The organism is Mesonia profundi, assembly GCF_031085155.1.
Classification (GTDB): Bacteria; Bacteroidota; Bacteroidia; order Flavobacteriales; family Flavobacteriaceae; genus Mesonia; species Mesonia profundi.
Genome location: NZ_JAVHUL010000022.1, coordinates 1 through 15,331, shown reverse-complemented (window position 1 = coordinate 15,331; position 15,331 = coordinate 1). Strand labels below are relative to the sequence as shown.

At 34.6% G+C, this 15,331-nt stretch carries 18 protein-coding genes and 1 rRNA gene; 13 read left to right on the top strand and 6 right to left on the bottom strand.

Going from position 1 to position 15,331, the window contains the following annotated elements:
• Positions 1-17: 17 nt before the first annotated feature.
• Positions 18-659, bottom strand: a complete 642-nt coding sequence (locus RBU60_RS09205; protein WP_308864586.1) for an NUDIX hydrolase — start codon at positions 657-659, stop codon at positions 18-20.
• Here RBU60_RS09205 and RBU60_RS09200 point away from each other — a divergent pair.
• Complete coding sequence (locus tag RBU60_RS09200) at positions 653-1,402, top strand: peptidylprolyl isomerase (protein WP_308864585.1); 750 nt, start codon at positions 653-655, stop codon at positions 1,400-1,402. The two genes, RBU60_RS09205 and RBU60_RS09200, sit on opposite strands and share 7 nt — an antisense overlap.
• Here the strand turns inward: RBU60_RS09200 and RBU60_RS09195 are convergent.
• Together RBU60_RS09195 and RBU60_RS09190 are read right to left on the bottom strand one after the other, a co-directional pair.
• Positions 1,386-2,015 carry a trimeric intracellular cation channel family protein gene (locus RBU60_RS09195; protein WP_308864583.1) on the bottom strand — a complete coding sequence of 210 codons (630 nt, stop codon included), beginning with the start codon at positions 2,013-2,015 and terminating at the stop codon, positions 1,386-1,388. The two genes, RBU60_RS09200 and RBU60_RS09195, sit on opposite strands and share 17 nt — an antisense overlap.
• Positions 2,016-2,729, bottom strand: a complete 714-nt coding sequence (locus tag RBU60_RS09190; RefSeq protein ID WP_308864582.1) for an RDD family protein — start codon at positions 2,727-2,729, stop codon at positions 2,016-2,018.
• A 35-nt stretch (positions 2,730-2,764) separates the two neighbouring features.
• Between RBU60_RS09190 and RBU60_RS09185 the strand changes: the two genes are divergently transcribed.
• From RBU60_RS09185 to RBU60_RS09150, 8 genes are all read left to right on the top strand, one after another.
• The gene (locus RBU60_RS09185) at positions 2,765-3,730 is read left to right on the top strand and encodes a stage II sporulation protein M (protein WP_308864581.1); all 966 of its coding nucleotides are present in this window, start codon (positions 2,765-2,767) and stop codon (positions 3,728-3,730) included.
• Positions 3,723-4,616, top strand: a complete 894-nt coding sequence (locus RBU60_RS09180) for a hypothetical protein (protein ID WP_308864580.1) — start codon at positions 3,723-3,725, stop codon at positions 4,614-4,616. The genes RBU60_RS09185 and RBU60_RS09180 overlap by 8 nt, the downstream gene beginning before the upstream one ends.
• A gap of 4 nt (positions 4,617-4,620) precedes the next feature.
• Positions 4,621-5,385: a DUF4129 domain-containing protein gene (locus RBU60_RS09175; RefSeq protein ID WP_308864579.1), complete on the top strand. Its 765-nt coding sequence runs from the start codon at positions 4,621-4,623 to the stop codon at positions 5,383-5,385.
• The gene (locus RBU60_RS09170; protein ID WP_308864578.1) at positions 5,378-6,583 is read left to right on the top strand and encodes a DUF4350 domain-containing protein; all 1,206 of its coding nucleotides are present in this window, start codon (positions 5,378-5,380) and stop codon (positions 6,581-6,583) included. The genes RBU60_RS09175 and RBU60_RS09170 overlap by 8 nt, the downstream gene beginning before the upstream one ends.
• A 7-nt stretch (positions 6,584-6,590) precedes the next feature.
• The gene (locus RBU60_RS09165) at positions 6,591-7,610 is read left to right on the top strand and encodes an AAA family ATPase (protein ID WP_308864577.1); all 1,020 of its coding nucleotides are present in this window, start codon (positions 6,591-6,593) and stop codon (positions 7,608-7,610) included.
• Positions 7,611-7,612: 2 nt separating this feature from the next.
• Positions 7,613-8,944, top strand: coding sequence for a DUF58 domain-containing protein (locus RBU60_RS09160; RefSeq protein WP_308864576.1), 1,332 nt, complete (start codon positions 7,613-7,615; stop codon positions 8,942-8,944).
• 103 nt (positions 8,945-9,047) lie between these two features.
• A complete protein-coding gene (locus RBU60_RS09155; protein WP_308864574.1) occupies positions 9,048-9,458 on the top strand; it encodes a DUF2141 domain-containing protein in 411 nt (136 codons plus the stop codon).
• Positions 9,459-9,542: 84 nt separating this feature from the next.
• Entirely contained in the window at positions 9,543-10,484 is a 942-nt protein-coding gene (locus RBU60_RS09150) for a hydrogen peroxide-inducible genes activator (protein WP_308864573.1), read from the top strand.
• A gap of 35 nt (positions 10,485-10,519) precedes the next feature.
• Here the strand turns inward: RBU60_RS09150 and RBU60_RS09145 are convergent, their stop codons facing one another.
• Together RBU60_RS09145 and RBU60_RS09140 are read right to left on the bottom strand one after the other, a co-directional pair.
• Positions 10,520-10,717, bottom strand: a complete 198-nt coding sequence (locus tag RBU60_RS09145) for a hypothetical protein (protein WP_308864572.1) — start codon at positions 10,715-10,717, stop codon at positions 10,520-10,522.
• A 146-nt stretch (positions 10,718-10,863) separates the two neighbouring features.
• Entirely contained in the window at positions 10,864-11,340 is a 477-nt protein-coding gene (locus RBU60_RS09140; RefSeq protein WP_308864571.1) for a DUF4442 domain-containing protein, read from the bottom strand.
• Between the two features lie 111 nt (positions 11,341-11,451).
• On the opposite strand from RBU60_RS09140, the gene RBU60_RS09135 reads away from it, so the two are divergent.
• The 4 genes from RBU60_RS09135 to RBU60_RS09120 are packed head-to-tail and all read left to right on the top strand — an operon-like array spanning position 11,452 to position 14,825.
• Positions 11,452-11,973, top strand: coding sequence for a DUF4870 domain-containing protein (locus tag RBU60_RS09135; RefSeq protein ID WP_308864570.1), 522 nt, complete (start codon positions 11,452-11,454; stop codon positions 11,971-11,973).
• Entirely contained in the window at positions 11,970-12,314 is a 345-nt protein-coding gene (locus RBU60_RS09130) for a PadR family transcriptional regulator (RefSeq protein ID WP_308864569.1), read from the top strand. Before RBU60_RS09135 ends, RBU60_RS09130 begins: the two co-directional genes overlap by 4 nt.
• Complete coding sequence (locus tag RBU60_RS09125; protein ID WP_308864568.1) at positions 12,307-14,055, top strand: PspC domain-containing protein; 1,749 nt, start codon at positions 12,307-12,309, stop codon at positions 14,053-14,055. The genes RBU60_RS09130 and RBU60_RS09125 overlap by 8 nt, the downstream gene beginning before the upstream one ends.
• A 38-nt stretch (positions 14,056-14,093) precedes the next feature.
• Positions 14,094-14,825, top strand: coding sequence for a head GIN domain-containing protein (locus RBU60_RS09120; RefSeq protein WP_308864567.1), 732 nt, complete (start codon positions 14,094-14,096; stop codon positions 14,823-14,825).
• Positions 14,826-15,256: 431 nt separating this feature from the next.
• Here the strand turns inward: RBU60_RS09120 and rrf are convergent.
• Positions 15,257-15,331, bottom strand: a 5S ribosomal RNA gene (gene rrf / locus RBU60_RS14180); the annotation flags it as partial.

Here is a 15,331-nt window from a genome sequence, read left to right as displayed (position 1 = left end):
TATACAAAAACCGTTCTTTATATTATGTTTTTCAAGACCATCTTTACTTCGCTAAGCATCATAGCGGTTGCTCCCCAAACCACATGGCCATTCAGAAGAAATGCTGGCACATCTACATCTTTAGCGTAAGAAGTGCTTAATCTTTTTTCGACTAAGCTAGACTCATTTAGAAAATCTTCCAGTTTAACCTCTACGATTTTCTCTACTTCGGTTTCCTGTCTTACAAAGTTTGGTGTGTGATTGGCAGTTCCTATAAAAGGATATACCCAAAAATTAGAAGGCGGGATATAAATTTTGGTGAGTTTCTTTAAAATATTAATGTTTTCTGGATGCACTCCAACCTCTTCATAGGTTTCCCGAATAGCGGTTTCTTCCAAGTCCTTGTCTGTTAACTCTACTTTACCACCAGGAAAACCAATTTGAGCAGAATGTACTCCTTTATACGTTTTTCTTAGAATGAGTACAATATAGGTGTTGTCATTTTTGTCAGGGTAAAATAAGGCTAAAACTGCCGCTTTACGCGGGTTTTTCTTAACCACATCCAACTCCCTTAATTCTTTAGTTCTAAAATTAGGTGACATTTCCATATGCGCTTTCTCTCCAAACAATTCAATTTTTTCTATTTTTGAAACAGATTTTTTAAATTCAGAAAATGTCATTTCGATACCCCTTTATAATTGCTTTATTATTCTTAGTAATTCTTAGTTGTGAAGATAGTAAAAGTAAGTCAACAAAAACAGAGAAGCAAAAAATAGAGCTTCAAAAAGAAAAAGAGAGAAAAAGAGACAGTCTCCTAAAGGCGGTCAAAATCCCTAAAGGCGGAAATAATTTTAGCGTAGATTTAACTAAAATTGAAAACCTTCAACAAGAACAGCTTATTCCTTTCTTAACTCAATACGGAAAAGAGAACCCAGAAACCTTAGTCGAGATTTCTACTTCTTTTGGGAATATTAAAGTGAAGCTATACAAAAACACACCGCTGCATCGCGCTAACTTTATCAGGTTGGTGAAAATGGGTTATTTTGATACTTCTTTTTTTCATCGTGTCGCTAAAGATTTTGTAATTCAAGGCGGAAATAGTGATTTACAGGAGACACATGAGGTGAGACACCAAGTAGGCTCCTATTTAATTCCCAACGAATTTAAAGCCGAAAACACACATCAACGTGGCGCCTTTTCTGCAGCAAAATACAGTGAACAAAATATAAGTAAAGCTTCTTCCCCATTTGAGTTTTTCATTGTTCAAGGTAAAAATGGCGCGCATCATTTAGACAATGACCATACGGTTTTTGGTAAAGTTATTAGAGGAATGGACGTGGTAGATAAAATAGCGCAAGTAGAAGTAGACCAAAGTGAATGGCCTAAGAAAAACATTACTATGAAAATTAAGGTGCTTCGTTAGGCTCTTTTTCTTTTCCGTAAACGGAAGGTAATTGTAGTTTAAATACAACCGCAAGCAATCTCGTTAAAATCACCACAGCTCCAGAGATGATAAAAGTTATATTCTGTGGCAATCCCACTTTAACCAATAAAAAGTAACTAACACCTCCCAAAATACAAGCGGTGGCATAAATTTCTTTTCTAAAAATTACCGGAATCTCATTACATAAAATATCTCGAATTACCCCTCCAAAACAAGCACTCATGGTCCCAATGGCAACGCAAATAACAGGCGGTAAGTCAATAGAAATTGCTTTTTGAATTCCCACAACGGTATAAAGCCCTATTCCAATCGTATCAAACAAAAAAAGTGATTTTCTTAAATACACCAACTTACTTCTAAAAAGCGCAGCCACAATGGTCGTAATAAGGATCACATGTACATAGGTCATATTACGCATCCATGTGATAGGGAAACCAATTAAAATATCTCTTAACGTCCCTCCACCTACTGCGGTTACAAAAGCGATGATTAGAATACCAAAAGCATCCATTCGCTTTTTCATAGCAGTTAACACTCCCGAAATAGAGAACGCAACGGTTCCCAAAATGTCCATAAATAATAAGTAATCCATTTACTGCTGGGTATAATAATTATAATCTAAAATAATGGTATCTATAAAAGAGAAAGCTTTCTCATCTAAGGTGATTTGCATCATTTTGGATGATTTTTCAGCTAAAGCTAAAATAACTGCATGTTTTCCTTCCCTTTTCGCTTTTTGAAATATGTTTTTGATTTGTTGCATCTCTTTATCAGAAAATACGGTTACCTGTGGATATTTGGGTTGATATCCGTCTGGAAGTGATGCCATCAAGGTTTGATGAATCGTAATTTTTTGCTTTTCAGAAATAACCGTTGTTGTTGCCGCAATATCACCTAATCGCTGACCTTTGGCACTGAATAGAAAACTGAAAATTGCTACGGCGCCACTGGTAAAAGTGATGTCTACCATTCGCAGCAACCAGCGTATGGCATAATTAGAAAACGCAGGTTGAGAGCCATCTAATTTCACCACTCGAATGCGCATAGCTGCCTTTCCTAAAGATTGTCCGTTATTGAAGGTTTCCATTAATAAATGATATAAAAATATAGGTAAACCTATTACCACCATATAAATCCATTCGTTCTCACGTCCCAAACCCAAACTCGAAGCGGCTATCCCCGTTAAAAGACCATAGGCGATGATAATTAACATATCTATTAAAAAAGCCAAGATGCGATCTCCTAAGTTGGCGATATTTTGATATATCTCCACATTTTGAGCAGTTTCAATTTGATAGTTATCCATTTAATATGTTTCTTTGGTAATCTTAATTTTCAATTATGCGTGAAGCAGCTTTTGTAAAGCAAAATAAGGACAAATGGGTAACATTTGAAAATGTTATTGATAATAATGCAAAAATATCACCCGATGAGCTTTCTTCCTTATATATTGAAATCACCGATCATCTAAGCTACGCACAAACGTTTTACCCCAAAAGCAAAACCTTATTTTATCTTAATTCTTTATCCGCGAAAGCACATCAAAAGATTTATAAGACCAAAAAAGAGTCTAAAGGAAGAATATTTTCGTTCTTCTTGAAGGAATTTCCTTCACAATTTTACCAACATCAAAGACAGTTATTAATTAGCTTCTTGGTTTTTGCGTTATTTTGTATCATCGGAGCTTATTCTGCTGCCAATGAACAAGCTTTTGTTCGCTCCATTTTGGGAGATGCCTACGTCAATATGACGTTGGATAATATAGACAAAGGTGACCCCATGCGAGTCTATAAAGAAATGCAAAAGATGAATATGTTTTTGGGAATAACCATTAATAATATTCGGGTGGGCTTAATGGCGTATGTTCTGGGGATTTTCCTAGGCCTTGGTACTTTATATGTCTTGATGCAAAATGCGATTATGCTGGGCTCTTTTCAATTTTTTTTTTACGACAAAGGTTTGTTGTGGGAATCAGTAAGAACGATTTGGATTCACGGAACCATAGAAATTTCTGTAATTATTGTCGCCGGTTGCGCGGGTCTCGTTGTAGGAAAAAGCATTCTTTTTCCTGGAACATACACGCGACTCCAATCTTTTATTAACGGAATTAAAGACGGACTAAAAATTATCATCAGCACGATCCCGTTTTTTATTATTGCCGGTTTCTTAGAAGGTTTTGTAACCAGACAAACCCAAATGCCAGATTGGTTAGCTATTTTTATTATTGCTACTTCCCTATTTTTAATTGTTTACTATTATATTATTTATCCTATTCAACTTCATAAAAAAGAAATAAAACATGTTTGATCAATACATACAATTTAAGAGAGAAAGAGAAATTGGAGAAATCTTAAGCGACACCTTCAAATTTATAAGAGAAAACATCAAGCCGCTATTTAAGGTACTTTTAAATACCGTGGCGGTTCCTTTTATCATCTTGATTTTTGCAATTACCTATTACACCTACTCTACGAGCAAACAAAGTTTTGATTTTCTTTCTTTAATCAATAGTTCCAATGGCCTTTCTACTGGACTAGCCGATTTTTACTCTTCCATATTTTTAGGCTCGCTCATTCTACTAATCGCCTCTGCCATATTCTATGCATTTTTGGTAAGTTCTATCCATTATGCGGTAAAATCGTATATGAAAAATGAAGGCGTCATCGTTATTGAAGAAGTAAATATAGACGTAAAAGAGAATTGGCTTAGTTATTTAGGAATGAGTTTCCTTATAGGTCTAATGAGTTTTATTGGGTTTATATTATGTTTTTTACCTGGTATTTATATTGGAGTAGTACTCACCTTTATGTACTCTATTTATGCCTTTACTAATTTAAGCGTAGGAGACTCATTCTCTTACTGTTTTCAATTGATAAAAAACAACTGGTGGATGTCGTTTTTCGCGATGTTAATCACCTACATCATGGTGTATATTCTTAGCTTTATTTTTCAATTGCCCGCCATCATTTATATGTTTATAAAAGGTTTTAGCATGTCTCAAGAAGGAAGCCTTAGCGATCCCGCTTCTATGTTTGACTGGAGCTATGTTATACTAACAACCATCTCTAGCATTGGACAATATTTGTTTTACATCATCTTTATTGTAGCCTGTATTTTTATCTATTTTAACCTGAATGAAAAGAAAAATCAAACAGGAACTTATGAGGAAATCGATAGCTTAGGAAACCAATAAACTCATGCGGCATCTACTCCTTGTCTTTCTTCTTTATGTGCTATCGAGTGCTTCGATACATGCGGAAACGCAGGTAAAAAACGACTCTATTAAAGAAGTAAAATATGACCAGAGAGAAGATGTAACGCCTGTAACTTTTGAGGAAGAAAGCTTAGAGGAATATAAAGAACAAGACGCGTTTAACTACTTAGAAGAAGAGCAAGTAAAAAGCTGGTGGAGCAAATTTAAACGCTGGCTTTTTAATATTTTTGATACTATTTGGAATTTCCTTTTTGGAGATATAGAAGCCAGAGGTTTTGTAGGATTTTTACTGAAATCTATTCCCTACTTAGTTATTGGCGGAATTGTCGCTTTAATCGTTTGGCTTTTTATCAAACTAAATCCTGGGAAAGGCTTGGGCACTAAAAATAAGGAGCAAGAAATTTTCTTATCGGAAGAGCAAGAAATCATAGAGAATAAAGATATTGAAGCCCTCATTAAGGAAGCCATTGCAAAAGGTGATTTACGATTGGCCGTGAGGTATTACTACCTTCTTATCTTAAGGGAACTCAAAGACAATCAATTCATTGCGTACGAACAAGAGAAAACAAATGAAGATTACCTGAAGGAGATCAAATCAAGCCAACTTAGCAGCCCTTTTGAAAAGCTAACCCACTTGTACGATTTTGTATGGTATGGGAATTTCTCTATCAATTCGCAGCAATACAAAACTGCCGAAGAAGATTTTTTAACGCTAAAGCAACAAATTAATTCTCCTTCGTATGACTAAGCGTTATAAAATATTATTAGGAGTCTTAATTCTTATATTGAGCACTTTGGTGTTTTTTGAAGCCAATCAAAAAGAGCCAGTCAACTGGTTTCCCTCCTACTCCAACAAAGATAAAATCCCGTTTGGAACCTATGTTTTCTTTCAAGAGTTAGAAAAGAAGGCGTCCAACTTAGAAGAGATCAACGTACCGCCCTTTGAGTTTTTGAAATACGGCGGAATTGAGCCAGGAACCTACTTCTTTATAGGAAATTCTTTAATGTTTGATAAAGCTGAAGCGGAACAATTACTGAGTTGGGTAGACAAAGGAAATACACTTTTCTTAGCTAGTAATAACATTAGCAGCTCTCTATTAGACACCTTAAAACTGAGTCAGAAAAGCAGAGTTAGAAAAAACGGATTGGAAAACTTTCCGCAGTATAATTTAGTAAATCCACGTCTAAAATCTGATTCGTTGTATGCCTTTCAAAAAGATAAAGAAATCATCCATTTTAATGAAATTGACACGCTCAATCAAGAGGTTTTAGGCTTAGTACAAATCAAAGACGAAAATTTAAAAAAACCTGAAGATTTTATCAATTTTATAGAAGCTCCGTTTGGGGAAGGCAAAATATTAATCCATTCGTCTCCAGAAGTGTTTAGTAATTTTTTCTTACTTTCTAAGAAACAGCAATACATGTATACTCAAAAAGTACTTTCATATTTAGATATGAATGTGGCTCATTTTTATTGGGATAATCATTATTCAGGAGGAAAAACCTTCAATACTTCGCCGCTTTATATTTTGCTCAACAATAGGTATTTAAAATGGGCCTACTATTTTGTGTTGATTGGAGCTTTATTATTTGTGCTTTTTGAAGGAAAAAGAAAGCAAAAAAGCATTCCGATAAGAAATCCGTTAAAGAATAAAACCTACGAATACACCCAAACTATTGCAGGCATGTATTTAGAAAGAAGTGATCATACGGGTATTGCGCATAAAATGATCGATCAGTTTTACTTAGATTTAAGACAAAAATACCATATCAATACCCAAGCGAACAATACCAATTTAATTAGCGATATTGCTCATAAAACAGATCATCCCTATGAAGATGTAAAAGAGCTTATGGACTATTTACAACTTCAGCAACAAAATACTGCGATTTCTAAAGAAGAACTCAAAGATATCAATCATAAAATCACCAACTTCAACCCCTAATTTTTGAATGGAAAACGAGGAAACAACATCAGGAAACAATCAAGAGCAAGAGCAATCTATCCAATTTGACAACAGACTTAACTTGGAAGAGTTAAAGCAGGCAGTAGAAAGCTTAAAAGCGCAATTGGCTAAAGTTATTATTGGTCAAGAAGACTTTATAGAATTACTTATCGTAGGTCTTTTGGCAGAAGGACACGTCTTGATTGAAGGCGTCCCAGGGATTGCAAAAACCATTACAGCGAAGCTTTTTGCAAAATCGATTAAAACAAATTTCAGCAGAATACAGTTTACACCAGATTTAATGCCGAGTGATGTGCTGGGTACTTCCATTTTAAATTCGGCGAGTTCTAATTTTGAGTTTAAACCCGGACCTATTTTCTCGAATATCGTTTTGATTGATGAGATTAACCGGGCGCCAGCAAAAACCCAAGCGGCTCTTTTTGAAGTGATGGAAGAACGCCAAGTAACTATGGATGGGAAAGAATATAAAATGGATCCTCCCTTTATGGTGCTTGCCACGCAAAACCCCATAGAACAAGAAGGAACATATGCTTTACCAGAAGCGCAACTAGATCGTTTTATCTTTAAAATAAAGGTAGAATACCCAAGTTTAGAGCAAGAAATTGAAATTTTAAAGTCACATCACCAACGAAAAGAAAAAAAGCCTTTAGATTTAATTGAAGCCGTACTTACGCCAGATTTGTTGAATAAATTCAGAAGTCAAGTTCATGAAATTGTGATTGAAGAAAAGATCATGAACTACATTGCAGAAATCGTAAGTAGAACGAGAAATCATTCGCATTTATTTTTAGGAGCATCGCCAAGAGCTTCTATTGCGATTATGAATGCTTCCAAAGCTTATGCTGCGGTCTACGGAAGAGATTTTGTAATCCCTGAAGATGTCAAGAAAGTCTTGAACCCTGTGTTAAGACACCGAATTATTCTTTCTCCAGAAAGAGAAATGGAAGGCATGACCACTGAAAATGTAGTGGAAATGATTACCAAATCTATTGAAATCCCTAGATAAGCGTGATTCAGTTTTTTAAATCTTTATACTTTAACCCCCGCTTCTTTATAAGTATAGGCGTCTTTGCTGTGCTATTTTTAGTCAGTTATTGGCTTACGCCTATTTATGCCTACGTCTGGCTATTAGCTTTAGCTTTTTTACTGCTAACCTTGGCAGATGTAGTGCTGCTTTTTAAACAAAACAGCTTAAACGCCGAGCGTATTTTACCCGATAAATTCTCGAATAGCGATCTTAATTCCGTCAAAATTGAGCTTCAGAATCAAGCTTCCGTAAAGATAAACGTAGAACTTATTGAAGAGATTCCGGTGCAGTTTCAGAAAAGGGATTTCATAAAAAGAGTTTCTATTCCGCCAAAGAAAAAAATAAGCACTTCCTACGGTTTAAGACCAGTAGAACGCGGCGAATATATCTTCGGAAATTTAAATGCATACGTTTCTTCTCCCATAAACTTGATTAAAAGAAGATATACTTTCAATAAGGATCAAATGGTAAAAGTGTTTCCTTCTTTTATACAAATGAAGAAATACGATTTCTTAGCAATTGACAACCGCATTTCTCAAATAGGCCTTAAAAAAATAAGACGTATTGGGCATACGATGGAGTTTGAGCAAATTAAGGAATATATACAAGGGGATGATATAAGAACCATTAACTGGAAGGCAACTGCCAAGCATCAAGGCATAATGGTCAATCAATACCAGGATGAAAAATCCCAACCTATTTATTCTATTATCGATACGAGTAGGGTGATGAAAATGCCTTTTGATGAGCTTAAATTGGTAGATTATGCGATTAATAGCACTTTAGCTTTTTCTAATATTGCACTTAAGAAAAAAGACAAGGTAGGCATGCTTAGTTTTTCTCATAAGATTGGCAATTACTTACCTGCCAGCAGTAAAATGACTCAGCTGCAACTTATTTTAAATCAGTTATACAACATAGACACTAAGTTTTTAGACAGTGACTTTGGGTTATTGTATGCGCATTTAAAAAGAAAAATTACCCAGCGCAGTTTATTGATGCTCTACACCAACTTCGAGCATATTTCTTCCTTACAGCGACAACTTCCCTATTTAAAAGCCATCTCTAAAAAGCATGTGTTGGTAGTGATCTTCTTTAAAAATACAGAGTTGGAAAAATTTAGCGAGGAACAGCCAGAAAATCTAGCCACCATTTACGAGCAAACCATAGCCATTCAGTTTAAAAACGATAAATATTTTATGGCTAAAGAATTAGAAAAACACGGTATACAAACCATATTAACGGCACCAAAAGATCTTTCCATCAACACCATTAATAAATATTTAGAAATTAAAGCTAGAGGCCTCCTATAGAACACCTTACAATTCATCCTTCTCTTTTTACAGTTGAGTTCTTAAAAATATTTTATAACTTAGAACATGCTTTACTTTGAGCTATAATCTAAAAACTCAACTTATGAAAACTTTATTTTTACTTTTTTTAATGGCAGTTTCTCAGCAAATTACTGCACAAGAGACCGCAACCGTGAACATCATTATTGAGAATATCGCTAATGATCAAGGAGAAATTCTTTTAGGCATGTCTACACAGGAAGGTTTTATGAAGACTAAACCAGATTTTTCTGCAACTTCTAAAATAAAGGATGGCAAAACGACCATCACTTTTAAAGATGTCCCATATGGCAGTTATGCTGTCTCTTCTTTTCATGATATGAATGAGAATAAAAAGATGGACTTTGAAGCTAATGGAATGCCTAAAGAGGGATACGGTGTTTCAAATAACCCTGTATTGATGGGTCCTCCTACTTGGGAAGAGGCCAAATTTGAAGTGAATAAAACCGAGAAAGAAGTGACCATTCGATTTTAAGTATCAATAAATCTTATATTTTTAGAAAACATTAATAAATTTATCTGATAGTATAAGTATCTTTGTGTTATAAAGATTTATAGCATGACCATCACCCAACTGCATTATGTTTTGGCTGTAGCCGAATATCAAAATTTTACCAAAGCTGCTCAAAAAGTATTTGTAACACAACCTACGTTGAGTATGCAAATACAAAAGCTGGAGGAAGAATTAAAGATTCAAATATTCGATAGGTCTAAGAAACCTATTGAATTAACCGATGTTGGTAGAAAAATTGTACATCAGGCTAAAAATATTGTTAATGAAAGTGATCGCATAAAAGATATCGTAGATCAGCAAAAAGGCTTTATTGGAGGAGAATTTCGCTTAGGGATCATTCCTACTGTCATGCCTACGTTGCTTCCTATGTTTTTAAGGAATTTCACGAATAAATACCCCAAGGTAAAACTTAAAATAGAAGAGCTACATACCGAAGCTATTATTGAAAAACTTAAGGACGGTCATCTAGATGCCGCGATTGCTGCAACACCATTAGAACAGGAGAATATCAAAGAGTGGGCCTTGTATTATGAACCTTTTGTGGCTTATGTCCCACCAAGTCACCCGTTGTATCCAAATAAAAAATTAAATGTAGATGATTTAAATATAGACCAAATCTTACTCTTAGAAGATGGTCATTGTTTTAAAGAAGGCATTCTTAATTTATGCAAAACGAATAAAACTTATGAGGAGAGTTCTTTTCAATTAGAAAGCGGAAGTTTTGAAACCCTTGTAAAACTTTCTAATGAAGGAATGGGAATGACTTTATTGCCTTATTTACATACTTTAGATTTACATGAGAAGGAAATGGGAAATTTAAAAATGTTTGAAGAACCTGCACCGGCAAGATCAGTGAGTATTATTTTTCACAAAAGTGAATTAAAAATTCAAATTATAGAAGCACTTCATCAAATTATAGCGGGTGTAATAAAAGGGGCAATAGCATTTCAAAATGTGAAAATTATAAGTCCGCTTCACAAAAAATAAAAAAAGTGCGATGTTTTTTTAACATCGCACTTTTTTTACGCTTTTAAATAAATTAAAGAATCTTTTAAATTCGGGTTTTGATTGACTAGAAGTAAAATGTAATCTCTCAATTCATCCAGTTCATGGGGTAATAGTCGGGAAACTGCCTTTTCAACTTCTTTGCAAAACAAAACTACATCAAAACTCACTTTTTGCAAGATCGTTTTGGTGTATTCAAACATCGCTCTAGACATAATTCAAATTAATTTAAGTTAGTTAAAGTAGAGATGTTCTATAGACGTGATGTTTGAATTAAAACTGAATGTAAGCATTTATTTACATTTCACTCTAAATATTTGTAAATATTTATAATAATTTAACAAATAAAATTAACATTGTTTTATGACTTCGCTTTTATCGTCCATTCAAAATCCATGGTAGAAACAAGTTCCCCCTTCTCATTCAGTCCTTTAGTTTGCATCCAACATGTTTGAGGCTCTTTGGTTTCAATGGCTTTTTCGATAGCCTGTTTAATTTTTATTCCGTCAAGGCATGTAAACGTAATTCTACCTGTTGCTTTTTTAGTAAACTCAGCTTTATTTCTTGCCACTAACATAGATACTGGCTGTTTTTGATTTCGTATTGACGTCATTACCAAAGCTCCCGAGCTTAATTCTGCCGCCATCATTTGAACCGCAAAGTACATCGACTTAAAAGGATTTTGATTAATCCACTTAAACTTCACAGAAGTTTCACAAGCTTCTTCGTTAATTTTTTTTAACCTTACTCCACTCCACCAAGATGCAGGCAACTTAAAAAACGTAAACCAGTTAATTTTACTAGGACTCAGCATATTTTTTTGAGGTAAGTTATTCATTTTTTAGCTACCTAAATACGGGTTCTGAAAAAATAATTTGTTAAATTTCAGTACTTTGTATTGCATAATACCTTTCTTTAACCATATATTTGCATAGTAATATAATGTCTTATGCCAACTATAGAAAATAAAACCTGGTCTGTCGTCACTCACGCAAGTACTTTTAGTAAGTATTTCTTTCCTTTTGGGAACCTTTTAATTCCGCTAAGTATTTTAGTGATTAAAAAAAAAGAAGCTTTTGTGGTGGAGCAGAGTAAAGAATCGCTCAATTTTCAATTAACGATTTATGTATACTACGCCCTTTGGATTGGCACAAGTCTCATCGCTGCTCTTATTTTAGGATTTAATTTTGGAAGTATAAATGAATTCTACTTTTCAGAAAACGGTCTTAACATTTCCAACACCAAAGACTTTATCCTCGGTCCATATCTTATTTATTTCGCTGTAGTTATCATCACTGGATTAGCCATTTTCCTTTTTGATGTATTATGCGTGATACAAGCAAGTATAAGTGCTAGTGAAGGAAAGAATTTTAAATACCCTTTAAGTCTTCACATCCTAAACAAGAAATCATTTCTTACATCATCATCAAAAAATGAACAGTTTCACAACACACAAAAAGAAAGCCTATGAAAATTGAAAACACCAAGGCGCAAATGCGAAAAGGAGTTTTGGAGTATTGCATACTCTCTATTCTTCGGGATAAAGATGCCTATGTTGCCGAGATACTAGAGACCTTAAAAGACGCCAAACTATTGGTAGTGGAAGGCACTATTTATCCGCTTTTAACCCGACTTAAAAACGCAGGTCTGCTTAGTTATCGGTGGGAAGAATCTACCAGCGGACCGCCAAGAAAATATTACGGTTTAACCGAAACCGGACAACTTTTTTTAACCGAACTCTCTACTACTTGGGACAACCTTCAAACCGCTGTCACTATTGTCACAACTCAAAAAAATAACTCTCATGAATAAAACCGTTAACATCAACCTAGCCGGAGTTTTCTTCCACATCGATGAGGATGCTTTTTTAAAGCTGAATGATTACTTAAATGCGATCAAGAAATCTTTTACAGATGCCCAAGGAAGAGAAGAGATTATTCAAGATATAGAAGCTCGTATTGCTGAATTGTTTTCAGAAAAAATTAAATCCGAAAAGCAAGTCGTAAGCATTTACGAAGTAGAAGCTGTCATAGAAATCATGGGACAACCCGAAGATTATAGGGTAGATGATGATATTTTTGAAGATGAAGAACCTAAAAGTGGCAGTAGTAATACCACTGAAAATAAAAAAACTAAGAAACTATATAGAGATCGTGAGCATAGTTATATCGCCGGAGTAAGTTCTGGCCTTGGACACTACCTACATATTGATGCCATTTGGGTAAGAATCCTTTTTGTACTGCTTACCATAATATCTTCCGGAAGTTTTGCTATCGTGTATATTATTTTCTGGATTATTGTTCCCGAAGCGCTCACCACTTCAGAAAAATTAGAAATGAAAGGGGAACCCATCAATATTAGCAATATCGAAAAAAAGGTAAAGGAGGGTTTTGATACAGTTTCCGATAAGTTTAGAGATGTAGACTATAAAAAATACACGCAAAAAGCCAATCAAGGCAGCTCTCAGTTCTTTCAATCCCTGGGAGATTTTATAGTCACCTTCCTAAAAATTATAGGAAAATTTATAGGAATTCTTATCCTTTTATTTGCAGGATTAGGTTTAATCGGCCTCCTGTTTAGCATTTTGAGTATAGGGACTTTCGGGATATTTAATGCTCCTTGGATGGATTATGTAGAAATGGTAGATATTGGAATTCCCATTTGGTTGGCAAGTGTGATCCTATTTCTTAGTGCGGCAATACCTTTATTTTTATTCTTTTTATTAGGTTTAAAAATTGTAGTGTCTAACTTAAAATCTATAGGAACATTCGCAAAATTAACCCTTTTAGCAGTATGGCTTTTATGCATCTTTACCATTGCCTTTCTAGGAATTAGACAAGCTACACAAAGAGCTTTTGAAGAAGATTTAGTCATCAAGCAAGACCTCCCTATTCGCGCCAATGATACGTTGTATCTTAAAATGAGAGATAACGATTGGATGCACGCTTCTTTAGAAAGAGATGATGATGTGCAAATAAAGTACAATCAAAATGATGAAAAGATTCTGTTCTCAAAAGACATCAGACTCATTGTTAGATCTACCACCGATAGTTTAGCAAGAGTGGAAATCATAAAATCTGCGAATGGACACGATTATGCCCAAGCGAGAGAAAGAGCTAATAAGATTCTATTTCATACAGAGTTTGAGAATAACACGCTTTACCTTGACGGATTTTTTACTACAGACTTTAAAAATAAGTACTTCAGTCAAGAAGTAAAGATCACCTTATACCTTCCAGAAGGAGCTATTCTTTTTGCTGATGAAAACACTAGAACCTACCATAGAAACTATTCTAGGTATGAAGACATGCTAGAAAGTGGGCAAGAGTCTAGCTACTTAGTAGTAGAAAAAAACAAGTTGAACTGTTCTGATTGTGATACTGAAACTTCTGAAAATCCGTTTTTTGAAGAATCTAAAGAGAATCCTTTTCTTAATAAGGAGAACATGGATGATGAAGAAGGCACCGAAGATTGGTATCAAGAAAACGAAGAACACACTAATGCACAAAAAGATAGCCTATCACTAAATAAATCAAGTGCTCCAGAGAATTAAACCCTCTGGAGGGATTAACCATTAAAACTTAAAACATCATGTTAACTACCTTAACCAAAATATTCGTAAGTATTATTATTTCATTTTTTTTACTCTCTTGTAATGCCAATTTCAATAATGATGTAACAGGAAAAGGAGAAGTGATCTCCAAAGAGATTGTTTTAAATAAAGATTTTGACAAAATTTCTATAGCCATGGGATGGGAAGTAGAATTAATTTCTTCCGATGAAAATAAAATAGTTATGAAAGCAAATAAAAATTTAATTCCTCTTTTAAAATATGAGCTAGATAGCGGCACCTTAAGAATAGAATCTGAAAAGACCATCAATAGAGCCGGAAGCAAATTACTAAAAGTGTACTATACGAAGCCCCTATCTGGCTATAAGACTTCTAGCGGAAGTAGTTTATCGAGTAATGAAAAAATTACTGTAGAGAGCTTAAACATAAAGACGAGTAGTGGCTCATTCTTAAAGTTAAACATTAAAACGAAAGACGCCGAAATAAAAACATCAAGCGGATCTTCAGTGGAGTTAGAAGGAACAGCTATCAATTTTAATTCGAAATCTAGTAGTGGTTCAGCGCTTAATGCAAAAGATTTAGTTGTAAAAAATGCTAAGATGAAAACAAGCTCAGGTTCGAGTGCAATCGTTGATGTAAAAGAGTATCTCGAAGCCAACACCTCTTCAGGTTCATCCATTGAATATTATGGAAACCCAAAAAAGACCAAACTTAAACAATCGATCTCTGGAGGAGAAATCACTAAGCGATAAGATAAGTTCATAAAATGAAAAAGCCTGCTTAGAGTGTATACACTTTAGGCAGGCTTTTTTTATGTTACTATATTCTAGCTTATTAATAGAAGTATATCTTATTCCTTTTATAATTGTCTGGAACCAGGTTTGATCTTAGCATACCTTCCAGAAACACCTTAGATATTTCGCCTGAGGCTAAGTGTAATAATATTCAGTAATAAAGAGTTTAGAAGCAAAACTGCTGCGTCCAAAAGCTTCGGAAATATCGTACTCGAGTCTAAAAATGAATAAATGAAATCAAACTGAAACTGAAACTGAAATTGAAAAGTGATTCCCGGTAGCTGATTGATTTTCGATAGCCCCGAAACTTCGGGGTGTATCGAAACCACAATCCCTTTAAAAAAAGGCATAAAAAAACCCTTCACTTAAATTAAGTGAAGGGTTTATAAAAAAGGCGACGACATACTCTCCCACAATAAGCAGTACCATCTGCGCTAACGGGCTTAACTTCTCTGTTCGGAATG

Excerpts from the sequence above, each read along its gene's own strand:
- RBU60_RS09200 (WP_308864585.1), top strand. The coding sequence starts at position 653 with ATGTCATTTCGATACCCCTTTATAATTGCTTTATTATTCTTAGTAATT.
- RBU60_RS09205 (WP_308864586.1), bottom strand. The coding sequence starts at position 659 with ATGACATTTTCTGAATTTAAAAAATCTGTTTCAAAAATAGAAAAAATT.
- RBU60_RS09195 (WP_308864583.1), bottom strand. The coding sequence starts at position 2,015 with ATGGATTACTTATTATTTATGGACATTTTGGGAACCGTTGCGTTCTCT.
- RBU60_RS09190 (WP_308864582.1), bottom strand. The coding sequence starts at position 2,729 with ATGGATAACTATCAAATTGAAACTGCTCAAAATGTGGAGATATATCAA.
- RBU60_RS09185 (WP_308864581.1), top strand. The coding sequence starts at position 2,765 with ATGCGTGAAGCAGCTTTTGTAAAGCAAAATAAGGACAAATGGGTAACA.
- RBU60_RS09180 (WP_308864580.1), top strand. The coding sequence starts at position 3,723 with ATGTTTGATCAATACATACAATTTAAGAGAGAAAGAGAAATTGGAGAA.
- RBU60_RS09175 (WP_308864579.1), top strand. The coding sequence starts at position 4,621 with ATGCGGCATCTACTCCTTGTCTTTCTTCTTTATGTGCTATCGAGTGCT.
- RBU60_RS09170 (WP_308864578.1), top strand. The coding sequence starts at position 5,378 with ATGACTAAGCGTTATAAAATATTATTAGGAGTCTTAATTCTTATATTG.
- RBU60_RS09165 (WP_308864577.1), top strand. The coding sequence starts at position 6,591 with ATGGAAAACGAGGAAACAACATCAGGAAACAATCAAGAGCAAGAGCAA.
- RBU60_RS09155 (WP_308864574.1), top strand. The coding sequence starts at position 9,048 with ATGAAAACTTTATTTTTACTTTTTTTAATGGCAGTTTCTCAGCAAATT.
- RBU60_RS09150 (WP_308864573.1), top strand. The coding sequence starts at position 9,543 with ATGACCATCACCCAACTGCATTATGTTTTGGCTGTAGCCGAATATCAA.
- RBU60_RS09145 (WP_308864572.1), bottom strand. The coding sequence starts at position 10,717 with ATGTCTAGAGCGATGTTTGAATACACCAAAACGATCTTGCAAAAAGTG.
- RBU60_RS09140 (WP_308864571.1), bottom strand. The coding sequence starts at position 11,340 with ATGAATAACTTACCTCAAAAAAATATGCTGAGTCCTAGTAAAATTAAC.
- RBU60_RS09135 (WP_308864570.1), top strand. The coding sequence starts at position 11,452 with ATGCCAACTATAGAAAATAAAACCTGGTCTGTCGTCACTCACGCAAGT.
- RBU60_RS09130 (WP_308864569.1), top strand. The coding sequence starts at position 11,970 with ATGAAAATTGAAAACACCAAGGCGCAAATGCGAAAAGGAGTTTTGGAG.
- RBU60_RS09125 (WP_308864568.1), top strand. The coding sequence starts at position 12,307 with ATGAATAAAACCGTTAACATCAACCTAGCCGGAGTTTTCTTCCACATC.
- RBU60_RS09120 (WP_308864567.1), top strand. The coding sequence starts at position 14,094 with ATGTTAACTACCTTAACCAAAATATTCGTAAGTATTATTATTTCATTT.